Genomic DNA, 22,800 nt, shown 5'->3' on the forward strand with positions numbered 1-22,800 from the left:
CAAATATACTATTTTTCGGCTCAAATTCAAAGATTACAGAATTGGTCTTTCTTCGTTTTTTTTTCTACATCACTTCATCAATATGATAATTCTTATGATCTCGATTGGTTCTAATAATCATTTCACCCAAAAATCCTGCAATGAAAAGTAATGTTCCTAAAACCATCATCGTTAATGCAATAAAAAACCAAGCATTATTCGTTAAAAGATGTCCATAAATTCCGTGGGAAACATCGATTAACTTTGAAATTCCGAGCCAAAATGCTGATAAAAATCCGACGATAAACATCAAAGTTCCTACCGCTCCGAAAAAATGCATCGGTCGCCCACCGAAACGGCTTACAAACCAAAGCGTTATTAAATCTAAAAATCCGCGTACAAATCTTTCGGTTCCGAATTTCGAAGTTCCATAAGGTCTTGCTTGATGTTGAACTTCTTTTTCAGTAATCCTACGGAAACCCGCATTCGCAGCCAAAACCGGAATATATCGGTGCATATCGCCGTAAACATCGATGGATTTCACGACTTGTTTTTTGTACGCTTTTAAACCACAATTGAAATCGTGAAGTTCAACGCCAGATAATTTTCTCGCCGCAGCATTGAAGAGTTTGGACGGAATATTTTTGGTCATTACATTGTCAAAACGTTTCTTTTTCCAGCCCGAAACAATGTCGTAGTTTTCTTCTTTCACCATTTTATACAGTTCCGGAATTTCTTCGGGAAAATCCTGTAAATCGGCATCCATTGTGATAATTACGTCGCCATTTGCTTTTTCGAAAGCGGCGTGAAGAGCTTGCGATTTCCCATAATTTCTGGAAAATTTAATTCCATGAATTTGTGGATGCTGAACTTTTAAATTCTCGATAATACTCCAGGAAAGATCGGTGCTTCCGTCGTCGATAAACCAAATTTCATATGAAAGGTTTTCGGTTTTGCAGACATTGTCGATTCTCGAAAACAGTTCTTCAAGGGATTCTTCTTCGTTAAGAAGCGGAATGATGATGGATAAATTCATTGATGATAAAAGATTATTGAGACAAAATTAGTGGTTTATTTTTTTAATCAGCAATTGTATTAATGATTAAAGTTCTGATCTGCTTCTGAAAAAACTCGCAAAAAACGTAGATAAAATCACATAGAACATAAGAATTGCAGCAAAATAGTATGAAAACTGCCGAAAACTAAAAAAATCTTTATCCTTGATCATTTCATGTGAAATACGCAATTTATTTTGTTCATACTCTTTTTCTAATTCTGCCTTTTGTTCATCTGTTTTTAGGATTGGCTTGGCAGTGTTGTATTCTTTATCCATTTCAATCTTCTGTCTTTCAAGGTATTGAAAATTCAATAAATCTTTGGCAGCTGGATCTACAAAGTTCAAAAACAGATACATCGTAACTACGGAAAGAAAGCCACCTACAAACATCGGCTTAAAAGCGCGTCCGAAAACATCTCGAAATCCCATTTTCACACCTGTTTTTCTTAGAGAATATACAGAAGCGAAGGAACCTGCAAGATAAAGAATAGGCATCAAAAAGGAATTGATAAGCATCGTATTATCGAAATAATTGGTATTCATTCCGAAAAAATACATTCCAAAGAAAACGACCATTGTTGCAATAAACAGCATGAAACCAATGGTATAGACATTTTTTATCATTTTTAAAGTACTAAATTATATTATTTTTTATGTTTAGAATTTTGAATTTTGAATTAAAGGCGTATATTTGCAACGGCAAGTCCTAAACAACCAGCTCCTGTGAATCCTCCAGGGTGGGAACGCAGCAAAGGTAAACGGTTGTAGCGGTGTGATTTAGGTAGCTTGCCATTTTTTGTACCTATATTTCAAATATTTCGCCCAACTTCGGCAACACCAACTCTACTCCTTTTTCTTCGAAACGTTTCAAAGCTTCTTCATGATTGATTTTTATCGGCGCAAAAGTATCGAAATGACAACCGATTACTTTCTTGGTTTTCAATAATTCTGAAGCGGCAAAACTTGCTTTTCTGGCACACATCGTATAATGTGAACCAATCGGAAGTATCGCCAAATCGATGTTTCCAAATAATTTCGGAAACATTTCCATGTCCGCCATTACTCCGGTGTCGCCTGCCAAATACACATTTTTTCCTTCGAATCTGAAAATATAACCAGAAGGTTCGCCGCCGTAAGTTCCGTCTGGAAAAGAACTTGTATGACTTGCCGGAACCATCGAAATTTTCATGTCATCAAATTTCGCCGAACCACCGAAATTAATATCAATAGAATTCGGATGACCAAAATATCCGCAAATTTCGGGTTGACCAATAATTTGAGCGTGTGGATGATGTTGTAAAACTTCTTTCACATCTGCAATATGATCGCCATGAGCGTGAGTAATCAACACAAAATCAATATTTTGCGCAGAAATTTCAAATCCCGATTGCGCTTTCCCGAAATTGTAAAAAGGATCGCTTAGGATATTTTTTCCTTTGTAAGTGAACAAAAAACAGTTTTGTCCGAGGTATTGTATTTTCATTTTTTAATTTTAAAATATAGTTTCAAGAAGTAAATAGATGAATCATCAAACAAATTCCAAAGGTGCCAATAATATTTAGGAACAATAAAAATTTATTGGATTCAAATTTTTTAAATAATGTACAAGTAGCAGAAATGATAAATAAATTTATAAATAAAAATACTGGTAAACCAATAAGCGCAATTCCCATTGGACCTCCTTCAGTTTTAATGATATTGAAAGATCCATATAAAAAATAAATATTCATTACTAAAATGAAAATCGCAAGACTTTCATTAGCAAACTCTACTTTCATATTATTTTAAAAATAATTCAGCCCAAAAGCCACCAAAATCGCCATCATTAAAGTCATAATCCCGACTTGCTTTAAAAACGGATCTAATTCTTTCGGTTCTTTCACGTTCATAATTTTACGACGTAATGCCGTCATAGGAAGCATTAAAATGAAAAAGATAAATGCATAATATTTTCCTTCGGTATGCAAACCATTCATCATCATAAATACCAACATTAATAGAAGAGGCAATTGCAATAAAATAATTTCATATACCATTGCTTTTTTGAAACCTAATCGCAAAGCCAAGGTTTTTTTTCCGCTCGCTGCGTCGCTTTCAATATCTCTCATATTATTCAAATTCAAAACAGCTGCGCTCAGCATTCCGACGGCAGTTGCAGGCAAAAGCACATCCCAACTGAAAGTTTTGGTGAAAAGAAAATAACTTCCGCAAACAGAAACCAATCCGAAAAATACGAATACGAAAATATCGCCCAAACCTAAGTAACCATAAGGTTTTTTGCCAACGGTATAACCAATTGCTGCCAAAATACATGCGATTCCCAATCCAATGAAAATGTAAAATTCTTTCATTAAATTTTCTTTGAAAAAGGCAAAATATAACAACGCCAAAGTTGCCAAAAATGATAAAACAGCAAACAAAATTACGGCATTTTTCATTTGATTTGCGGTAATTTTTCCTGAAGCAACGGCTCTTTGTTCGGCTTCGCCCATCCTGTTTTTATCAGTTCCTTTAATTCCGTCACCGTAATCGTTTGCGAAGTTTGAAAGGATTTGATATAATAAAGTTACCAAAAATGCGAGTGCAAAAATCTTCCAATCCCAAGTTCCTCCATTTTGAGAAATTCTCCATCTTGCAATGAAACTTCCCATAATAATTCCGCTCATAGAAAGCGGTAAAGTGCGCAATCGTGCGGCTTGTATCCAAATATTCATATAATTGATGATTAATAAATGAGAAATGATAGGAGAAATTGAAAATTAATTATCAACGATCATTCATCAATTATATTTAAGAAATCCATTTATCGTCCCCGAAATCGGGTTTTCTTTTTTCTAAAAAAGCGTTTCTGCCTTCTTTAGCTTCGTCCGTCATGTAAGCCAAACGTGTTGCTTCACCCGCAAAAACTTGTTGACCAACCATTCCGTCATCGGTTAAATTCATGGCGAATTTCAGCATTCTTATTGATAAAGGCGATTTTCCTAAAATTTCCTGCGCCCATTCGTAGGCGGTTTCCTCTAATTTTGCATGCGGAATTACAGCGTTTACCATTCCCATTTCTTCAGCTTCTTTTGCAGAATAATTTCGTCCTAAAAAGAAAATTTCACGGGCTTTTTTCTGTCCGACCATTTTCGCCAAATATGCTGAACCGTAACCGCCATCAAAACTCGTCACATCGGCATCTGTTTGTTTGAAAATCGCATGTTCTTCGCTCGCCAAAGTCAAGTCGCAAACGACGTGCAAAGAATGTCCGCCGCCAACTGCCCAACCGTTTACAACCGCAATTACCACTTTCGGCATAAAACGAATCAATCGTTGAACTTCCAAAATATTCAAACGATGTCTTCCGTCTTCGCCCACATAACCTTGTTCTCCACGCGCTTTCTGGTCACCGCCGCTGCAAAATGCATGACCGCCATCTTTCGGGCTTGGCCCTTCACCGGTGAGCAAAACTACGCCAACCGAAGAATCTTCGGAAACATGATAAAAAGCATCATATAATTCGGAGGTTGTTTTTGGTCGAAATGCATTGCGCACTTCCGGTCTGTTAATAGCGATTCTTGCGACTCCTCCTTTTTTTTGGTAGGTAATATCTTCGTATTCTTTGACGGTTTTCCAGTCTGTCATTTTGCGTAAAATTTTGCGTAAAGATAGGAAATTTTAAGAGGGAGCACCAAAGGAAAAATCGTTGGATTTTCAAAAAAATATGTTTATTAAAAGGAAGAAATATGCTTTATTTAGAAAGTTTCTTGATCAAAATGTTTTTCTCCAAAATAAGTTTCAATAGTGGAATGTTTAATTTGAAGATGCGCCAATTCATGCTTTATGGTTTCTTTCAAATTTTCGATTTCGGGAATGCTTAAGTTTTCAGAAATCCGAATGTGAGCAGTTAAGGCATTTTCAGTGGTACTTAAAGCCCAAATATGAACATGCTGAAAATCGATTACTCCATTTATTTTAAGAATTTCTTCTTTTACTTTTTCTGGATTTATATTTTCGGGAACGCCATCTAAGGATAATTTTAAACTTTGAGTCAACAAACTCCAAGTGCCAACTAAAACAACGATGCCAATTAAAATACTCAACAGCGCATCTAGCCAAAACCAATGGGTATAAATAATGATGATTCCGCCAATTACAACTGCGAAGGAAATCAATGCATCAGCAATCATATGCAAATATGCTCCTTTTACATTGAGGTCTTTTTCTTTATCTTTTAGAAAGAGCCACGCCGTAATTCCATTCACAAAAATCCCTACAAATGCAACGATTGAGACCACTCCACCTTCTAAAGGTTGCGGATTTTGAAACCTACCAAATGCCTCATAGATGATAAATCCTACTGCCAATATTAGTAAAATAGCATTTACCAAAGAAGCTAAAATCGTTGCCCGCCGAAAACCGTAAGTATAAGTTGAAGTTGGTTTTCTTTTTAATAATTTAAATGCAATTAAAGACAACGCCAAACTCATTACATCGCTTAAATTATGTCCGGCATCCGAAAGTAAAGAAAGTGAATCGTAAATCCAGCCGTAGCCTGCCTCAACAATCACAAAACCCAAATTCAATCCAATACCGATATAGAAAGCGCGATTTAAATTGCTTACATTGATTTCGTAGGAATGATCATGGGAATGATTATGAGCCATAAATATTCTGGTTATCGATTATTGTTTTTTCGAAATTAAAGAAGTGAATCATTAAGATCATCTTCAGAAATTTCATCATTTTCCTGAAGAACTTTTTCGGCAGCTTCGAAATCTCGTTCGCTGACCATCAAATAGTAGTTTTGGGAAATAGGAAATACTGCGATATTATTTACAAATTCATTTTTAATATAACTTGGGATTTCACGGGAAGCGAGTTTCGTTTTGGCAACTTCGATTTCATATAAATATGAAGATTGAAAAATGGTGACTAATTCTGACATATTTTCTTTTTCGAAAGTTACTTACTTTTTTTTATTTTAATGTGAATTAATTCATCTTCTCCTTAGAAATAAATTTATTTAAATCACACGAGAAGATCAATTTTCAATGAATTTTTTGTTTCGGCAGCAATCAAAAAATTTCCACTTTTATAAGATATTTATCCAGCCAATTATTTACAAATTATCGGCTTTGAGCTTTCGTAAAAAAACGGGAAATAAGTTTTTAGCCCCGATTGCAACAGCATCCTTTTTTAGGAGGAACGACGAAAAAAGATACAGTGGAAAGCGGGTATGCAACTCGTAAAAAGCACAAACTTTGTTGCTCCTAAAAAATCATTTTTAAATCGGTTATTAGCCTGTTTTCTTCCTATTAATGAACCAATACACAGGAACTCCGATTAAAATTAGGATGAATCCTGGCCAAGTATATTGCGGTTTGAAGATGATTAAAAGGACACAAAATGCGGTTCCGATGAGTAAATAAATAATTGGTGTTATTGGGTACAACCACGTTTTGTAAGGTCTTTCTAAGTTTGGCTGTTTGATTCTCATCCATATAACGCCGAAAACAGTAACCATATAAAATAGAACGATGATAAAGGAGATCATATCGAGTAAATCACCATATTGACCGGAAAGCGCAAGAATACAAGCCCAAGTTCCCTGCATCCAAAGGGATTTCCCAGGAACGTCGTTTTTATTATTTTCGGCAGCTGATTTGAAAAACAAACCATCTTTTGCCATGGTTTGAAAAACTCTTGCTCCCGCTAAAACCAATCCATTGATGCATCCAAAAGTAGAAATCATGACTAAAACCGCCATAATAATAGTACCAATTTTCCCAAAAATAACTTGGGAAGCGGCGACTGCAGGACGATTATTATCAGCAAATGCAATTCCGTTGCGATCAAGCGCATGAAGGTAAACAAAGTTGACAAAAAGGTATAAAACCATCACAATAGACGTTCCTAAAACCATTGCCTTCACGACATTTTTCTTAGGATTTTCGATTTCACCAGACATAAAGGTAACATTTTCCCAAGCCACTGAACTAAACACTGAACCGACCATTGCTGCTGCGATTCCGCCTAAAAGGGTAATTCCTCCAATGGATTTCCAGCTAGTTGGTTCTAAAGTATTTCCTACGTCTTTGCCAAAATCCTGAAAAGCATTCCAGCCGAAACTCATATTTTCTGCCCATTGGGAATTTTTCACTAAAATCACTCCGAAAATGATAATTCCTAAAAGTGCAATAATTTTAGAAGAAGTAAAAACATCTTGTAAAATTTTACCATTTTTTAAACCTCGTGAATTAATATAAGTCAGCAATAAAACAATACCGATTGCTAGAATCTGAATCCAAGTAATTTTGAATCCGCCACTTTGAAAAATGGGTTGAGAATCATTAAGCGCAGGAATTAAATAAGCGGTAAACTTCCCGAAAGCCATTGCTACCGCAGCAATTGTTCCAGTTTGGATGACGGTAAATAATCCCCAACCGTAAAGAAAACCAGACATTTTGCCAAACATTTCGGTGATATAAGTATATTGTCCACCAGCTTTTGGAAACATCGAAGAAAGTTCACCATACGAAATTGCAGCAGCAATAGTCATGATTCCTGTAATAACCCAAACGGCAATTAACCAATATCCGGAACCTAAATTCCGCATCATGTCTGAACTGACAATAAAAATTCCGCTTCCGATCATGGAGCCCATTACCAGCATGGTAGCATCCCAAAGTTTTAGTTTTTTGTTCATAGCAATTTCAGATTAGAGAGAAAATAAGGTTCTTTTTTTCTTTAAAAATTATATGAGTTATTATTTCAATGCAGATTTTCCTTAAATAAAAACAGCAACCTCATTTTGAATTCAATTTTGAAAGGGATAAATATATACATTTTATGTAAAGAATTTAATATTTTAATTATAATTATAGTACAAATAACACAAATAACTGATTCTTAAACAATTCTGATTGAAAAATATTTTATACTTTTGTAAAAATTAATCCAATGAAAAAATTTGTTCTTTTATTCTCCCTGATCCTTTCCACAGTTGCTTTTGCGCAAGGAACGGAAGCTAAAAAAGTTGGTCCACCAGAAGGAAAAGCTTTGGTTGGAGATATTTATGGAGCAGGCGTTTCTGCAAAAGCAGAAAAATCTGCAATGACGACCAAGAAATTGGATCAAAAATTAAAAAAATCTGCGAAGGTAGAGAACGTTTCTGTAAAAGGAAAAGTAGTTAAAGTGTGCGATAAAAAAGGATGTTGGTTCACCGTAGAAACGGATAATAATGAGAAGTTTTTCGTAAAAATGAAAGATTATGGATTCTTTGTACCAACCGCTTTGGAAGGAAAAACGGTCGTTTTAGAAGGTAATGCAGAAATGAAAATTACTTCTGTAGATGAGCAAAAACATTACGCCGAAGATGCGAAAAAACCACAATCGGAAATTGATGCCATTACCAAACCAGAAGAAGAAATCAGATTTATGGCGAGCGGAATCAAAGTCGTTAACTAAATTTATTCCTTACAGCAATATAAAAGCGAAGTCCAGCAACTTCGCTTTTTTTATACAATTTTGAAATCTACTTCTTCATCTAATTTCGGGAATTTTTTATCTGAAACAAAAGTTTTCCCTGTACAATCAACTTCTTTCCAACCTTTCTTTTTGCCAATATCGCCAACTTCTACAACAATGGGTGTGAAAGAAATCTCGTCAGCATTCGGTTTTATTTCTTCTTTATACTGAACTGCGATATCTAGAATACATTCAAAATCGGTATTGAGTTTTACATTTCTGTAAATCAAATCATAATGTGATTCTTTATTCTCTGGAATTTCACGATAAGTTTCCCACCCATCAGTTGCGCCATTTAATTCAGTAATCGCCAACAAAGCTTCATAAAAAGCGATTGTATAATATTTCCTGGTTTCTTTCCTTAAATAATCATTTGCAAAATGCCCACCTTCAAATAATATCGATGGTAATCTCATTTTCGTAAAATTATCTCCCGTAGAAGTCGGATAAAATTCATCGGAATATCTCGCAATTTGATTAGGAATATCACTCTTAAGTCGATTATAAATTCGTGAAATGACGGCCATTGTTTTTTTCCGCGTTTCAGTGATTGTTCTTTCAAAATCTTCAGATGGCGCTAAAAAAGAAAGGGTTGCCGGATGAACTCCATCAGTACTAAAAATGGTTCTTTGCTCATGAAGATTTAATGCATAGTCGTAAGATCCCTTTTGGGCTATTTCTTTAAGAATAGGAAACTCTTTACTTGATTGTTTTAAAAAATCTCTGTTAAGATCGATATCGAGTCCATTTCTTCTGGTCCATTTTTCTGAACCATCAGGATTAAGCATGAAAATAAAATCTAAAGTAATTTTAGAAAATAATTCCTCTTTTAGCTCTGGTTGATGATTAAAAGTTTCTAATAAATCTAACATTGCGTGGGTAGCATTTGATTCATTTCCATGCATTTGCGACCAAGCTAAAATTTTGATTACTCCATTTCCCAAGCTCATCTTATAAATAGGTTTCTCCAAATAAGACGAACCAACTTGCTTAATAAGATCTCTGTAATTCGTCTGTAGGAAATTAAATAATTTTTCCGGGGAAATATAGCGGTTGGGGAAACTAGGGTTTTGTAGGTACTTTAGGTTTGACGACATCTTATTGAATTTTACAATTTCCAAATTTAGAATTTTCTTTCTGAAAAATAAAATTAACTTTTGTAAATTCATTAAACAATTCAAAATGCCAGAATGTCTGTTGGTAAAATTGTGGATTGCATTATTTTTAATTTAAATTTATAACTTATTATGATTCAGATAATTATTTAGTTTACTTAAATTAAATATTGATATTTGCTTTAAGTGAAAAACACTGTGAAAAACCCCATTTGACGGTAAGTAACATAAACGAGTTATAAACATCTCATAAGCTATTTTCAGAACCATTTACAATTGTAAATATTCGGCAATTCTTTAATTTGATTATATTTGTTCTTTAAAATTTATATGACAAACGAGAGTATTTTCTTATTAGGCTTCCTTGCTTTTATCTTTATTATTTTGGCTTTGGATTTAGGTCTATTGAATAAAAAGTCAGATACGGTTTCTATGAAACAAGCTGGCTTGATGAGTTTTTTTGTAGTTGTACTTTCAATGTGTTTCTATTTTATTCTAACAAATTACGGCCACCTACTCCATGGCATCGACAGTATCGAAAAATTACAACAGGTCATTTCTAAGCATCATCATCCTGTTAAAATCATTCCTGGCGATTTAGGAAGTAGTATTTATTTATACAATCAAAATCTTGGTCTTGAATATCTAACCGGATATGTGGTAGAATATGCCCTCTCTGTGGATAATATCTTTGTAATGGTCTTGGTATTCACGGCTTTCGGCGTGGCTCCAAGGAATTATCATCGGGTATTGTTCTGGGGTATTTTGGGTGCAATCGCCATGAGGTTTGTATTTATATTTGTAGGTGCAGCACTTATTCAGAAGTTCGAATGGATCATGTATATATTTGGAGCTTTCTTAGTATTCACAGGTGTTAAGATGTTTTTTGAGAAAGATAATAATGATAAGATTGATACCCAAAATCATCCTGTGGTTAAGTTTGCCAATAAGTATTTTAAGGTACATAACCACTTTGTCGGTAATAAGTTCTTTGTAAAAATTAATGGAATTAATAAGATGACACCTTTATTTTTAGTTCTTATCATCATAGAAATTACCGATTTAATCTTTGCTGTTGACAGTATTCCCGCAATTTTTTCTGTTACCAAAGATCCTTATATTGTCTTCTTTTCTAATATTTTTGCCATTATCGGATTGCGTTCTATGTTCTTTTTATTAGCAGGAGTTATCGATAAATTTAGATTCTTAAAAGTTGGTTTAGCACTCTTATTAACGTTCATCGGTTTGAAAATGTTATTCCATGAATATCTTAATCAATTAGGCTTTTCAACAACCGATTCGCTGTTTATTATTGTGGGGATATTAGGTGGAAGTATCTTCCTTTCCCTCGTTTTACCAGAACATAAAAAAGAGAGAAAATTGAAATATAATCCTAAAGATGACGATCATTTTCGTAAATAATTTAATATTGTAAACAGATAATGATATTACAAATCAGATAATTACATTGTTATTTTACGTTTGTAATATGTTGATTTTTGAATTGATTAACATTTGTGATTTATAATTGTGAAATTATTTTTACATTTGTAATATGGATTTAAAGGAAAGAATTTCTAAAGTTATTGCCTATTCTGAATTATCACTATCAGAATTCGCAGATGAAATTGAAGTACCGCGCTCGAGTATTTCTCATATCACATCTGGAAGAAATAAACCCTCATTAGATTTTCTAATGAAGATTAAAATTCGCTATCCCGAATTAGAATGGGAATGGCTGATTGAAGGTGAAGGTGAAATGTTGAAAAAGGCAGCCACTCCAGTTGAGATTAAGGTAGCACCTGAAAAACCAAAATCTACTTCCCTGCCCGATTTATTCTCTTTAATTAACGATGAGGCATTTGGAATTACAGAATCTGAAGATCGTATCGAAATTGAAGTTCCACGAGAATCGAAAATTACTGCACCAGTAATTGAAAAAGAAAAAATATCCGATTCTCAGCGATTAGGGATTTCAAAACCAGAAACAATAATGCAATCAACAGATAATCAAAAAGTTAGTATAAAGAAGATCGTTTTCTTTTATGAAAATGGAAAATTTGAAACTTTTGAACCATAATTCTCGATATTGAATTTAATTTCTGATAGAACTTCAAGAATTTAATTTGTACATTTGATTGTATTCTTAAAAATGGATTTATATGAAATTGGCTGAACTTGCAAAAGAACTTAAAATCCCTACCGAAAGTTTTATCAAATTTATTCAGGATTTTGATTTGGAACTTTCAGAATGTATTACCACCAACTTTGAGGTCAAAGATGATTTTGTGAAATTTGCCCGAGAGAATATTGCTTTTTTAAGGAAATATTCGGAAGATTTAAATCAAAATAAATCCATTGAAGATATTGCCGAAAATATCGATCAACCAACAGAAAAAGTTGCTGAAATCATTAAAAAAGATAAACCCAAATTATTTGATAATGGCAAATATAAATCATCGGTTTCAAGTTTCGGAATCGATAATAAATTAGGGGGAAATTACGAATTTGTTTATAATTATTTTGGCAAAAGTACCCGATTAGCAGAAAGAGATTTCATAGGTTATCGCGATTTGTTTTTCTTTATCACCCAAACTTTAGAACCTTATTTAAGTAACCTTTCAGTGGAAGATTGGGGAATTCATAAACCTGCGGGAATTGTTCTTTATGGTCCGCCAGGAAGTGGTAAAATATTTTGGGCTAAAAAAATAGCAGAGATTATCAATTATGAATTCAAAGAAATAAAAAAGCATTTTCTGGGAACTTCTTTTGTAGATAACCAGAAAATAACCTTTAATGATTTTCTAATTCAGATGATGAAATCAGAAAAGGTACTTCTTTTTTTAGAGGATTTCGACCAATTAATGGCTGAACGTAGCGAAAATCAATCTGTAAAAAGTTTCGATGAAGAAACGAAAGAAATAATTTTGCATTATATCAGTCATTTCGAAAAAGAAAAAATATTGATGGTTGGTGCAGCCAATTCATTAGAGAAAATTGATCGAGAACTTCTTGCCCCAGGTCGATTCGATGTCCTGATTCCCATATTTCCTCCTAATACAAAAGAACGTTCAGAAATTCTTTTTTATCATATGACACGTGGTCTTTCGGAAGATGCTTTACTGATCAAAATTTTAGAAAATAATAAAGCACATCAACTTCCATTTTGGTTAGAAATCTCGAAAAAAATGCAAGTATTTTCGAATACAATGTTGATTGATTTTACCCAGAGTTTGAAAAAACGGATTAGAAATATCTACTTAAAAGACAATTCAACAACGATAAAAATTACACCGAAAATGCTAGATGCTTCTTTACGAGATGCTTCTTCAAAATTAACCGGAAATTATCTGGATCAAATTCAACAATTTCTCTTCGATGTTTCTATGAATAATTATGAAGATTTTACCCAAAGAATTGAAGCACTAAAAAACGAAATAGAACATTATAAAATTGTAGATGAACCCAAAAAACCAATAGGCTTTAGTCACAATAATTAAAAAAAATAACTTATTGTTTTTCAATAAGTTATTTTTTTTAATACTCTACAATTATATTTCTTTTTAAGAGGTAACCGTTTTTAGAACTCCTATTTCATAAACATGCGCATGTTTTAAATATTTCGAACGTTCCCTAGAAGTTACTGATTCGAATTCATTGTTTTTAAGAACGATAATAGGATCCTCTTGTATTTCTATTTCAGCGTTTGAAATATATTTTTCTTCGAGACTTTCTTCATCCAAATGTGATTTCCTTGCCTGAAGTCGATCTGCAAAATCCCTAAATTCAGAATCAGATGAATGAATAAATCGATATTCGGGACCAGCTTCTACAACATAATGAAGTTTTCGATCAATTAATGCTGCTTCATTAGTCAACTGTGGATTGTCATTTCCATCTTTAAATCCTACTTCAACTAAATGACCATTATTTTCTGCGGCATAACTCTCAGCATCTTGATAGGTCGCAAATCCGACTATAATTTCCTGATCATCAATTTGATATTTTACTAATTTTTCTGAATTATAAGTTTCCATAACGATTATTTTTTATTAATTATGTAAATAATATCAATAATATTGCCATTAAAAGTGATTAAGAAAAAGTTTAACGGTATTTTAAGAAATTTGCTATCTTTGAAAATCTTATCAATTTTAATTATGAAAAAAATCCTTGTATCAATTACTATTCTAACTTCTGTTGCCTATTTCTCCCAAGAAATTACCTTAGACAAAATCTATTCTGGTTATTACAGAGGCAAAGGAATTTCCGGAATCGCTTCCCTTAAAAATGGAGAAAACTACGCCGTTATTGAATCTGGTGGAATTGCAAAATATTCTTACAAAACATCTAAAAAAGAAGGAAATATTGTAGATGGAAATTTCCAATCGTATATTTTTAATGATGATGAATCCAAAATCCTTTTATTAAAAAACAGTCATCCTATTTACAGACATTCCTTTTTCGGCGAATTTGAAGTTAAAGATTTGAAATCTGGAAAAATCCTGAAATTAAATGATGGTAATTTTGTGCAAGAACCTAGCTTTTCGCCAGATGGAAGTAAAGTAGCATTTATTGCTGATAACAACCTTTTTTATCAAGATCTGCATTCTGGAAAAATTACACAAATCACTACTGATGGTAAGAAAAATTCACTTCTAAACGGTCTTGCAGATTGGGTTTATGAAGAAGAATTCGGCCATGCAAAACTCTACGAATGGACTCAAAATTCGGATGCTATTGTGTATGTAAAATCCAATGAAACGGACGTTCCAGAAATGTCGATTACGATGTATGAAAAGCAACTCTACCCTTCTGAAATGAAATTTAAATATCCGAAAGCAGGTGCAAATAACTCTGTAGTTTCGGCACAATTGTATCGTTTGGATTCGGCGAAAACCATTGCTTTAAATCTCAGTAATTTTAAAAATTATTATATTCCAGATGTTTATAAAACGGCGAAACCCGATGAGATTATTTTAATTACTTCGGAAAGATTACAAAATGCTTCGGACATTTTAAAAGTAAATACCAAAACTGGAGATGTTACCAAACTCTTCACCGAATCTGACAAAAGATGGATCGATACCGACAATGTAACTTTGGAGTTCTTGGCTGATAATTCATTTATCTGGGGCGCTGAAAGAGACGGAAACAGACATCTTTATTGGTATGACCAAAACGGGAAACTGAAAAAACAAATTACCAAAGGAGCATGGGAAGTAACCAATTACTACGGTTATAATCCGAAAACAAAAGAGGTTTTAGTACAAACTACACAGGAAGGAAGCATTAACAAAGTCATTTCTAAAGTAAATATCGAAACCGGAAAAACCACTTTAATTTCTAATAAATCCGGAACGAACAGTGCTAATTTTAGTCAAAATTATAATTACTTCATCCAAACATCTTCTTCAGCCACAGAACCTTATACTTATGTTTTGAAAGATGGAAATGGTAAAACGTTGAAAGAACTTCAAAATAACGAAGAACAATTTAAAAAACTTCAGGCAGATAATATGGTGACCAAAGAGTTTTTCACCATTCCAAATGAAGTAGGCGATCAAATGAATGCTTGGATTATGAAGCCGAAAGACTTTGATCCGAATAAAAAATATCCTTTATTTATGTTTCAATATTCTGGTCCTGGTTCACAGCAAGTGGCTAATTCTTGGGATACCGGAAATGGATTGTGGTTCAATCATTTGGTTCAAAAAGGATATATCGTAGCTTGCGTTGATGGTCGCGGAACGGGTTATAAAGGAACAGAGTATAAAAAATCGACTTACTTAAATTTAGGGAAATACGAAATTGAAGATCAGATTGCAGCTGCAAAATGGTTCGGAAAACAATCCTACATCAACAAAGACAGAATTGGTATTTTCGGATGGAGTTTTGGGGGTTATATGGCAAGTTTAGCTTTAACAAAAGGTGCAGACGTTTTCAAAACAGGAATCGCAGTTGCACCTGTTACCAACTGGAGATATTATGATTCTGTTTATACCGAAAGATTCATGAGAACACCACAGGAAAATCCAAAAGGTTATGATGATAATTCACCGACGAGTTATGCACAATTATTAAAAGGTAAATTTCTTTTAATTCACGGGACAGCTGATGACAACGTGCATTTCCAGAATTCTATTGAGTTTTCAGAAGCTTTAATTCAAAACAAAAAACAGTTTGAATTCATGGCGTATCCAGATAAAAACCACGGAATTTATGGCGGAAATACAAGACCGCAATTGTATGAAAAAATGACCGATTTCCTACTGGAAAATTTGTAAAAAAACATGTATTAAAAAGCCCTCAAGTCTTTAAGTTGAGGGCTTTTTTTATTTAAACTTATTACTATATATTTGCCAGAATTAAACTTAGAAAATGGAACAAAAAACAACCAGCAAACACCCTAAAGGATTACCCTATCTTTTTTTCACGGAAATGTGGGAACGATTCGGTTACTATTTAATTTTAGGAATCTTCGTTTTGTACATGATCGATAGTGAAAAAGGAGGACTTGCTTTCAATGATAAAAGTGCAGACGATATTTTCGGAACTTTTATTGCGTTAACTTATCTTACGCCATTTTTGGGTGGTTTCTTGGCCGATAAAATTTTAGGCTACATCAAAGCAATTTATATTGGTGGTACTTTAATGGGATTGGGATATTTGGGAATTGGTTTGTTTAAAGAATTACCGATGTTCTACGCTTCATTAGGTTTGATCATTTTAGGAAATGGATTTTTTAAACCAAGTATTTCTACACTTTTAGGAAATCTTTATAATGAAGATCCTTACAAAGACAACAAAGATGCTGGTTACAATATTTTCTATATGGGAATAAATATTGGTGCCTTTATTTGCAATATTATTGCTGCCTTTATGAGGAATAAATATGGTTGGGGACCTGCGTTTATGACCGCAGGAGTTGGGATGTTTATCGGACTATTTGTTTTTACTTTAGGAAGAAAACATATCTTTCAGGCTAACATTTTGAAACCTTCTCAGGAAGGAGATACCAAAATTTCAGATGTTTTGTTGAAGGTTTTCTTACCCGCGATCATTGCAGGATTTATCGGATGGATGATTCCTAATAATATTTTTGGTAGCGATTCTACGGATGCATTTATATTTGCCTGTATTCCAGTGATTTATTTTTATATTATGCTTTATGTAAAGGCTAATTCGGAGGACAAAAGACCGATTGGTGCTTTGCTGGCTATTTTCGCTGTAAGTGTTATGTTCTGGGCGGTATTTAAACAAAACGGTACAGCATTAACGCGTTGGGCAAATAATTACACCGATCGTTCAATTCCAGCACCTTTAATTGAACCTTTACGAGCAATCAATTTAATTGATGGTAAAGATGGTGTTAAAGGAAAAACCTATGAAAAGAAGGAAGTTTCAGAATATGATGATCAATACCGAACGGTAAAAGATGCCGAAGGAAATCCGGTAAAAGAAATGGGTCAGGATATTTATTTCCGAAATATTTCTGATAGCGAACGCGCAAAATTAGAAGCTAATCCCAACCAAGAAGTAGCGCTTTATAATACCGAATTATTCCAATCGATCAATCCTGCGTGGGTGATTTTATTAACTCCAGTCGTTGTTGGATTCTTCATGTTCCTTCGAAGAAAGGGCAAAGAACCCACTACTCCTTCAAAAATTGTTTTAGGTTTATTTATCTCCGCTTTATCCTGTTTGGTAATGGTAGGCGCAGTTTACGCTGGGAACAATGGTTTGGTAAAAGTATCGGCAATATGGTTAATCGCTTCCTACGGAGTTATTACTTTGGGCGAATTATGCCTCTCACCGATGGGATTATCGTTGGTTTCAAAACTTTCGCCACCCAGAATTACAGCATTAATGATGGGAGGATTCTTCCTCTCCACTTCTATTGGTAATAAACTTTCGGGAGTTTTAGCAAGTTTCTGGTATGAGTATGATAACAAAGCGTATTTTTTTATTGTAAACTTTGGTCTATTATTAATTGCCACCTTATTAGGGCTATCAATTTTGAAGAGACTTAATAAAATTATGAAAGAAAAAGGCGTAAACTAATTGCTTTAATAATAAAAGAAGAGAAAAGTTTTGTATAATTCAGCACTTTTCTCGTTTAATTACCATTCATACTTCTTCACAAATAGAAAAAAAACTATATTTGCTAATCTTAACAATTAATTAACACTATAATATGGATGAGCTAGAAGCAGTGAACTCAAGTAATGAACTGATCAATGAACCAAAAACGAAACACCCAAAAGGCTTGTGGGTACTTTTTGGTACAGAAATGTGGGAGCGTTTCAACTTTTATGGAATGCGTGCTTTATTGACGCTCTTTATGGTGAACTCCTTGCTAATGAAGGAAGGAGAAGTTACCATCATCTACGGTGGATTTTTGGCTCTTTGTTATCTTACCCCAATGCTTGGAGGTTTTATTGCAGACCGGTTTTTGGGAAATAGATATTGCATTATTGTCGGAGGAACACTCATGGCGATTGGACAATTTTTGATGTTTATGAGTGCTTCTACATTCGACTCCAGTTTGAGTTCTGCTCAAATGCTGATGTGGATTGCTTTAGGAGTTATTATTTTTGGGAATGGTTTCTTTAAACCAAACATTTCTTCAATGGTGGGAAGTCTCTATCCAAAACAGGAAAAATCGAAATTAGATTCTGCATTTACCATTTTCTACATGGGAATTAACTTGGGAGCATTTTTAGGTCAGTTTATTTGTCCATTCTTAGGAGATGTGAAAGACGCAGGTGGAATAAGAGATATTCACGCTTTCAAATGGGGCTTTTTAGCTGCTTCTTTAGCGATGGTTATTGGAACATTGACTTTCGTTTTACTTAAAAACAAATACGTTGTAACACCAGAAGGAAGACCAATTGGTGGATTACCAAGTCAAAACACCGCAGAAGATTTTGAAGAAGGTGAATCTCAAACTGCTAATTTCTCTGGAAAATCAATCGGTATTGCCGTGGCTGTTTTTGTATTAACATTCTTTGGATTCCAATATTTATTTGTAGATAAGATCGGATTTGGATCTGTCGGAATGGGCGAATTTGTGAAAGCAGTTATTTATCCGTTCATCTATTCTATGGGACTTGCATTGGCTTATTTAATAATGTCAGCAACCGAAAACAAAGTAGAAAGAGATCGAATTTGGGTAATTTATATTGTATCATTTTTTATCATTTTCTTTTGGGCAGCTTTCGAACAGGCAGGTTCATCTTTAACATTTATTGCAGACAACCAAACCGATAGACATATTTTTGGTTGGAATATGCCGCCATCAATGGTACAAATCTTTAATGGTTTATTCATCGTGGTTTTGGCAGTTCCTTTCAGTATGCTTTGGGATAAATTAAGAGCAAACAAGAAAGAACCGGTTTCGCCTTTAAAACAAGCAATTGGTCTAGGTTTAATCGCATTGAGTTATTTAATTATTGCTTACAATGTAAAAGACTTAGGAAACTCCGGACTTTTAGCCGTAAAATGGTTAATCTTACTTTATTTAATCCAAACAATGGGAGAACTTTGTTTATCCCCAATCGGTTTATCATTGGTAGGAAAATTAGCACCGAAAAGATTTGCATCCCTTTTATTTGGCGTATTTTTTATTGCTAATGCTGCAGGTTATGCTTTATCAGGAACTTTGGGATCTATTTTACCAGCAACAGGAGATAAATACCAAAAAGCTACAGAGTTAGGCATTAATCTTCAGGATGTTTTAGATAAAAAAGTTACTTTAAGTTCAGATCAGTTAGCTCTTCTTAATAAGGAACAAATCTCAACGGTTTATAATAGTTTTGTTGGATTTGAAATTCATAATTTATTTGAATTTTTCATGGTATTTGTAATTCTTTGTGGAATTGCAGGAGCAATTTTAGCTTTGATATCTCCTATTTTGAAAAGAATGATGCACGGAGTAAACTAAACATTTTCGAAAATAAAATATAAACCACCGATTATTCGGTGGTTTTTTCTATTTTCGTAGTGCATTACAAAAGTTTTACTATTTTAAAATTGATGGAAATTTCAGAAGATATTTTGTTTCAATCTGTAAAACAGATTATCATTCAGGCGAGAGAAAAAGTTTTTCGCGTTGCCAATTCTGCATTGTTGCTCACCTATTGGCAAATCGGACAACTCATTGTCGAAGATGAGCAACAAGGAAAAGAACGCGCCGAATACGGAAAATTTGTTTTAAAAAATCTTTCAAAACGTTTGTCATTAGAATTCGGGAAAGGATTTGATTATACCAATCTTTCCAATATGAGAAAGTTTTATCAAACTTTTCCAATTGTTGACGCAGTGCGTCAACAATTGAGCTGGACACATTATAGAATGTTACTCAATATAGACTCTTCACATAAAATTAATTACTACATCGATGAATCCATTCAAAACAATTGGAGTTCAAGAGATTTAAAAAGACAAATCAATTCTTTGGCTTATGAAAGAGTTTTGGAACACAAAAAATATTCAAACGAAAACATTCAAAGCATTTTAAAAGATCCTTATATTTTTGAATTTTTAGGTTTGAAAGCTGACGAAAAAATTTCAGAAAAAGAAATTGAAACAGCAATTATAGATCACCTTCAAAAATTTTTATTAGAATTTGGGAAAGGTTTTGCTTTTGTAGCTCGTCAACTTCACATTTCAACCGATACTTCCGATTTTTATATCGACTTGGTTTTTTATAATTATATTTTAAAATGTTTCGTCATTATTGATCTCAAAACCGGCGAACTTTCTCATCAAGACATCGGTCAAATCGATATGTACGTGAGAATGTTTGATGATTTTAAAAAATCCGAAAACGGCAATCCCACCATCGGAATTTTACTTTGTTCCGAAAAAGACGAAACCATTGTGAAATATTCTGTCCTAAATGACAAAAACAATCTGTTTGCAAGCAAATATCTTTTATATTTACCGAAAGAAGAAGAATTAAAACAAATCATCGATCAAGACAGAATTCGTTTTGAACTCGATCAAGAAGATAAAAAATCACAATCCTAAAAGATTAAAAAAATTACTTATTACTTATGAATTTAACCCTCGACCAAATCCAAGATTTCAAAGGAAAATATCCGAAACAAATCTGGAGCTTATTTTTCTCCGAAATGTGGGAACGTTTCTGTTTCTACGGAATGCGCGGAATGCTCGTTTTCTTTATGATTTCTCAACTGAACTTGGGCGAGAAAGAAGCCAACCTGCAATACGGCGCAACTCAAGCTTTTGTTTACGCCTTTACGTTTGTCGGAGGTTTGTTTGCGGACAAAATTTTGGGATTCCGAAAGTCTTTATTTTGGGGAGGTTTTTTGATGATTATCGGCAGTTTAATTTTAGCCGTAGATCCACACCAGTTTTTCTTTTTAGGAATCTCATTTACCGTTGTTGGGACAGGCTTTTTTAAACCAAACATTTCCACCATGGTCGGAAAATTATACAAGAAAGGCGACAACCGTACAGATGCGGGTTTTTCACTTTTTTATGCCGGAATTAATTTAGGAGCCTTACTCGGAGGTTATCTGTGTATTGCGATTGGAAAAGGCGAATTGCTTTCCCATTTAATTCCCGAAGGATTGCATTGGAATGTGGCTTTTGGTTTAGCAGCAGTGGTAATGGTTATCAGTTTAGTCAATTTTATTTTTACTCAAAGAAGATTAGGACCCATCGGACTTCAACCTTTAAAAACACTTAAAAATGGAGATACGGTTTCCATGGAAAAATGGAAAGAATACAGTGTTTATGCTTTGTCATTGATCTTCATTCCGATGATTATGGTGATGGTCGCAAAAACCGAATTTACCGATTATTTCATGTATGCTGTGGGACCGTTAACTTTACTTTATCTATTCTATGAAATGTCTAAAGTCACTAAAGCAGAACGAAGCAAGCTTTTAGCGGCATTGATATTCATTCTTTTCTCCATCGTATTTTGGGGGATTTATGAGCAAAGTGGTGGTTCGTTAAGTATTTTTGCTGCTCATAACCTCAATAATGATTTGCTTGGTTTAGATCCAAATGGAGTTAATAATTCTGGAGGTGCATTTTTTATTCTATTAGTTGCCATACCAATCGGTTTACTTTGGATTTGGCTCAGTAAAAAGAAATTGGAACCCAACACGATTATCAAATTCGGTTTAGGATTTATACTTTTAGGATTAGGGTTTTACGCCATTTTCGCCACTAAATTTTTCGCAAATGCTGCAGGAGTTACTTCTTTAAGCTTATTTACAATTGCATTATTTATCATTACTTTGGGTGAAATGTGCCTCTCTCCTATTGGTTTGTCGATTATGACCAAACTTTCTACCCAAAAATTACAAGGAATGATGATGGGAATGTGGTTTCTGGCTTCTGCTTACGGACAATATGTTGCAGGACTTATCGGCGCAAATATGGCAACTGCACGTGAGGGCACTTCCAATATGGAAAAATTACAAGCTTATACTTCAGGATACAAAGAATTAGGTTTATACGCAGTAATCGCAGGGGTTATTTTAATATTAATTTCACCATTGGTCAAAAAATTGATGCAAGAAGTAAAATAATACTGAACTTGGTACGACTTTAGTCATCAAAATAAAATGAAAAAAATCGCCCTTTTATTTTGCCTTTTATTTATTTCTTTCGCTTACTCACAAGTGAAATGGATGACTTTGGAACAAGCTGTTGAAGCACAAAAAACACAGCCTCGAAAAATTTTAATCGATTTCTATGCAGATTGGTGCGCACCGTGCAAAATCATGGAAAAAAACACTTATAATCATCCGGTAATTGCAAAGTATCTAAACGAGAATTATTATCCCGTAAAATTTAATGCAGAAGGAAAAGAAAGCGTCACTTTATTTGAAAGAACTTTTACCAATGTCGATTACAAGGAAGGAAAAAACAGAAACTCGCTCCACGATTTGACGAAATATATGAATGTAAATGCAATTCCTAGCACTGTTTTTTTAGATGAAAAAGGCAGTCCAATTACCATTTTACAAGGAGCATTGACTGCGAAAGAACTTGAACCTTACATTCCATTTATTGCAAATGATGAGTATAAAAAAATCAATACAAGGGAAAAATGGGAAAACTATCAGAAAAAATTCAAATCGAGTATTAAAG

The 22,800-nt window shown here is 33.8% G+C and carries 21 protein-coding genes and 1 other RNA gene; 11 read left to right on the forward strand and 11 right to left on the reverse strand.

The genetic code is table 11. The features are described from left to right. Positions 1 to 64: 64 nt before the first annotated feature. Positions 65 to 1,015, reverse strand: a complete 951-nt coding sequence (locus tag WBY99_RS04370; protein ID WP_423975115.1) for a glycosyltransferase family 2 protein — start codon at positions 1,013 to 1,015, stop codon at positions 65 to 67. Positions 1,016 to 1,081: 66 nt separating this feature from the next. Next, a complete protein-coding gene (locus WBY99_RS04375) occupies positions 1,082 to 1,660 on the reverse strand; it encodes a DUF4199 domain-containing protein (protein WP_423975116.1) in 579 nt (192 codons plus the stop codon). A gap of 73 nt (positions 1,661 to 1,733) precedes the next feature. Between WBY99_RS04375 and ffs the strand changes: the two genes are divergently transcribed. Next, positions 1,734 to 1,831: signal recognition particle sRNA small type (gene ffs / locus WBY99_RS04380), an RNA gene on the forward strand. Between the two features lie 7 nt (positions 1,832 to 1,838). Here ffs and WBY99_RS04385 read toward each other — a convergent pair. From WBY99_RS04385 to WBY99_RS04415, 7 genes are all read right to left on the reverse strand, one after another. Then, the gene (locus WBY99_RS04385; RefSeq protein WP_423975117.1) at positions 1,839 to 2,519 is read right to left on the reverse strand and encodes a metal-dependent hydrolase; all 681 of its coding nucleotides are present in this window, start codon (positions 2,517 to 2,519) and stop codon (positions 1,839 to 1,841) included. Between the two features lie 22 nt (positions 2,520 to 2,541). Further along, positions 2,542 to 2,814, reverse strand: coding sequence for a hypothetical protein (locus tag WBY99_RS04390; RefSeq protein ID WP_423975118.1), 273 nt, complete (start codon positions 2,812 to 2,814; stop codon positions 2,542 to 2,544). Between the two features lie 6 nt (positions 2,815 to 2,820). After that, complete coding sequence (gene menA, locus WBY99_RS04395; RefSeq protein ID WP_423975119.1) at positions 2,821 to 3,750, reverse strand: 1,4-dihydroxy-2-naphthoate octaprenyltransferase; 930 nt, start codon at positions 3,748 to 3,750, stop codon at positions 2,821 to 2,823. A 76-nt stretch (positions 3,751 to 3,826) separates the two neighbouring features. Next, positions 3,827 to 4,663 (reverse strand): 1,4-dihydroxy-2-naphthoyl-CoA synthase, encoded by an 837-nt coding sequence (locus WBY99_RS04400; RefSeq protein WP_423975120.1) that lies wholly within the window; start codon positions 4,661 to 4,663, stop codon positions 3,827 to 3,829. Between the two features lie 110 nt (positions 4,664 to 4,773). Next, the gene (locus WBY99_RS04405) at positions 4,774 to 5,685 is read right to left on the reverse strand and encodes a cation diffusion facilitator family transporter (protein ID WP_423975121.1); all 912 of its coding nucleotides are present in this window, start codon (positions 5,683 to 5,685) and stop codon (positions 4,774 to 4,776) included. Between the two features lie 35 nt (positions 5,686 to 5,720). After that, positions 5,721 to 5,966, reverse strand: coding sequence for a putative signal transducing protein (locus tag WBY99_RS04410; RefSeq protein WP_423975122.1), 246 nt, complete (start codon positions 5,964 to 5,966; stop codon positions 5,721 to 5,723). A gap of 351 nt (positions 5,967 to 6,317) precedes the next feature. After that, the gene (locus WBY99_RS04415; RefSeq protein ID WP_423975123.1) at positions 6,318 to 7,727 is read right to left on the reverse strand and encodes an APC family permease; all 1,410 of its coding nucleotides are present in this window, start codon (positions 7,725 to 7,727) and stop codon (positions 6,318 to 6,320) included. 254 nt (positions 7,728 to 7,981) lie between these two features. Between WBY99_RS04415 and WBY99_RS04420 the strand changes: the two genes are divergently transcribed. After that, positions 7,982 to 8,488, forward strand: coding sequence for a DUF4920 domain-containing protein (locus WBY99_RS04420; protein WP_423975124.1), 507 nt, complete (start codon positions 7,982 to 7,984; stop codon positions 8,486 to 8,488). A gap of 50 nt (positions 8,489 to 8,538) precedes the next feature. Here WBY99_RS04420 and WBY99_RS04425 read toward each other — a convergent pair whose 3' ends face one another. Continuing rightward, the gene (locus tag WBY99_RS04425; protein ID WP_423975125.1) at positions 8,539 to 9,645 is read right to left on the reverse strand and encodes a M14 family zinc carboxypeptidase; all 1,107 of its coding nucleotides are present in this window, start codon (positions 9,643 to 9,645) and stop codon (positions 8,539 to 8,541) included. A gap of 348 nt (positions 9,646 to 9,993) precedes the next feature. Here WBY99_RS04425 and WBY99_RS04430 point away from each other — a divergent pair, with 348 nt between their 5' ends. From WBY99_RS04430 to WBY99_RS04440, 3 genes are all read left to right on the forward strand, one after another. After that, positions 9,994 to 11,085, forward strand: a complete 1,092-nt coding sequence (locus tag WBY99_RS04430; RefSeq protein WP_423975126.1) for a TerC/Alx family metal homeostasis membrane protein — start codon at positions 9,994 to 9,996, stop codon at positions 11,083 to 11,085. 133 nt (positions 11,086 to 11,218) lie between these two features. Continuing rightward, complete coding sequence (locus tag WBY99_RS04435) at positions 11,219 to 11,743, forward strand: helix-turn-helix domain-containing protein (protein ID WP_423975127.1); 525 nt, start codon at positions 11,219 to 11,221, stop codon at positions 11,741 to 11,743. 82 nt (positions 11,744 to 11,825) lie between these two features. After that, positions 11,826 to 13,163, forward strand: coding sequence for an AAA family ATPase (locus WBY99_RS04440; RefSeq protein WP_423975128.1), 1,338 nt, complete (start codon positions 11,826 to 11,828; stop codon positions 13,161 to 13,163). Positions 13,164 to 13,226: 63 nt separating this feature from the next. Here the strand turns inward: WBY99_RS04440 and WBY99_RS04445 are convergent, their stop codons facing one another. Then, complete coding sequence (locus tag WBY99_RS04445; protein WP_423975129.1) at positions 13,227 to 13,700, reverse strand: hypothetical protein; 474 nt, start codon at positions 13,698 to 13,700, stop codon at positions 13,227 to 13,229. A gap of 123 nt (positions 13,701 to 13,823) precedes the next feature. Here WBY99_RS04445 and WBY99_RS04450 point away from each other — a divergent pair, with 123 nt between their 5' ends. From WBY99_RS04450 to WBY99_RS04475, 6 genes are all read left to right on the forward strand, one after another. Next, entirely contained in the window at positions 13,824 to 15,950 is a 2,127-nt protein-coding gene (locus WBY99_RS04450; RefSeq protein ID WP_423975130.1) for a DPP IV N-terminal domain-containing protein, read from the forward strand. Positions 15,951 to 16,044: 94 nt separating this feature from the next. Beyond that, positions 16,045 to 17,727, forward strand: coding sequence for a peptide MFS transporter (locus tag WBY99_RS04455; protein WP_423975131.1), 1,683 nt, complete (start codon positions 16,045 to 16,047; stop codon positions 17,725 to 17,727). A 133-nt stretch (positions 17,728 to 17,860) separates the two neighbouring features. Then, complete coding sequence (locus WBY99_RS04460; protein WP_423975132.1) at positions 17,861 to 19,609, forward strand: peptide MFS transporter; 1,749 nt, start codon at positions 17,861 to 17,863, stop codon at positions 19,607 to 19,609. A gap of 92 nt (positions 19,610 to 19,701) precedes the next feature. Then, positions 19,702 to 20,697 carry a PDDEXK nuclease domain-containing protein gene (locus WBY99_RS04465; protein WP_423975133.1) on the forward strand — a complete coding sequence of 332 codons (996 nt, stop codon included), beginning with the start codon at positions 19,702 to 19,704 and terminating at the stop codon, positions 20,695 to 20,697. Positions 20,698 to 20,723: 26 nt separating this feature from the next. Next, a complete protein-coding gene (locus WBY99_RS04470) occupies positions 20,724 to 22,235 on the forward strand; it encodes a peptide MFS transporter (RefSeq protein ID WP_423975134.1) in 1,512 nt (503 codons plus the stop codon). Positions 22,236 to 22,271: 36 nt separating this feature from the next. Then, positions 22,272 to 22,800: thioredoxin family protein (locus WBY99_RS04475; RefSeq protein ID WP_423975135.1), on the forward strand; the 529-nt coding region annotated here is incomplete at its 3' end.

This window comes from Kaistella sp., assembly GCF_049588135.1.
Taxonomy (GTDB): domain Bacteria; phylum Bacteroidota; class Bacteroidia; order Flavobacteriales; family Weeksellaceae; genus Kaistella.

Coding starts and splice junctions, on each gene's coding strand:
- WBY99_RS04410 (WP_423975122.1), bottom strand. CDS start 5,966: ATGTCAGAATTAGTCACCATTTTTCAATCTTCATATTTATATGAAATC.
- WBY99_RS04440 (WP_423975128.1), top strand. CDS start 11,826: ATGAAATTGGCTGAACTTGCAAAAGAACTTAAAATCCCTACCGAAAGT.
- WBY99_RS04445 (WP_423975129.1), bottom strand. CDS start 13,700: ATGGAAACTTATAATTCAGAAAAATTAGTAAAATATCAAATTGATGAT.
- WBY99_RS04470 (WP_423975134.1), top strand. CDS start 20,724: ATGAATTTAACCCTCGACCAAATCCAAGATTTCAAAGGAAAATATCCG.
- menA (WP_423975119.1), bottom strand. CDS start 3,750: ATGAATATTTGGATACAAGCCGCACGATTGCGCACTTTACCGCTTTCT.
- WBY99_RS04400 (WP_423975120.1), bottom strand. CDS start 4,663: ATGACAGACTGGAAAACCGTCAAAGAATACGAAGATATTACCTACCAA.
- WBY99_RS04430 (WP_423975126.1), top strand. CDS start 9,994: ATGACAAACGAGAGTATTTTCTTATTAGGCTTCCTTGCTTTTATCTTT.
- WBY99_RS04385 (WP_423975117.1), bottom strand. CDS start 2,519: ATGAAAATACAATACCTCGGACAAAACTGTTTTTTGTTCACTTACAAA.
- WBY99_RS04415 (WP_423975123.1), bottom strand. CDS start 7,727: ATGAACAAAAAACTAAAACTTTGGGATGCTACCATGCTGGTAATGGGC.
- WBY99_RS04455 (WP_423975131.1), top strand. CDS start 16,045: ATGGAACAAAAAACAACCAGCAAACACCCTAAAGGATTACCCTATCTT.
- WBY99_RS04375 (WP_423975116.1), bottom strand. CDS start 1,660: ATGATAAAAAATGTCTATACCATTGGTTTCATGCTGTTTATTGCAACA.
- WBY99_RS04460 (WP_423975132.1), top strand. CDS start 17,861: ATGGATGAGCTAGAAGCAGTGAACTCAAGTAATGAACTGATCAATGAA.
- WBY99_RS04435 (WP_423975127.1), top strand. CDS start 11,219: ATGGATTTAAAGGAAAGAATTTCTAAAGTTATTGCCTATTCTGAATTA.
- WBY99_RS04450 (WP_423975130.1), top strand. CDS start 13,824: ATGAAAAAAATCCTTGTATCAATTACTATTCTAACTTCTGTTGCCTAT.
- WBY99_RS04465 (WP_423975133.1), top strand. CDS start 19,702: ATGGAAATTTCAGAAGATATTTTGTTTCAATCTGTAAAACAGATTATC.
- WBY99_RS04420 (WP_423975124.1), top strand. CDS start 7,982: ATGAAAAAATTTGTTCTTTTATTCTCCCTGATCCTTTCCACAGTTGCT.
- WBY99_RS04405 (WP_423975121.1), bottom strand. CDS start 5,685: ATGGCTCATAATCATTCCCATGATCATTCCTACGAAATCAATGTAAGC.
- WBY99_RS04370 (WP_423975115.1), bottom strand. CDS start 1,015: ATGAATTTATCCATCATCATTCCGCTTCTTAACGAAGAAGAATCCCTT.
- WBY99_RS04425 (WP_423975125.1), bottom strand. CDS start 9,645: ATGTCGTCAAACCTAAAGTACCTACAAAACCCTAGTTTCCCCAACCGC.
- WBY99_RS04390 (WP_423975118.1), bottom strand. CDS start 2,814: ATGAAAGTAGAGTTTGCTAATGAAAGTCTTGCGATTTTCATTTTAGTA.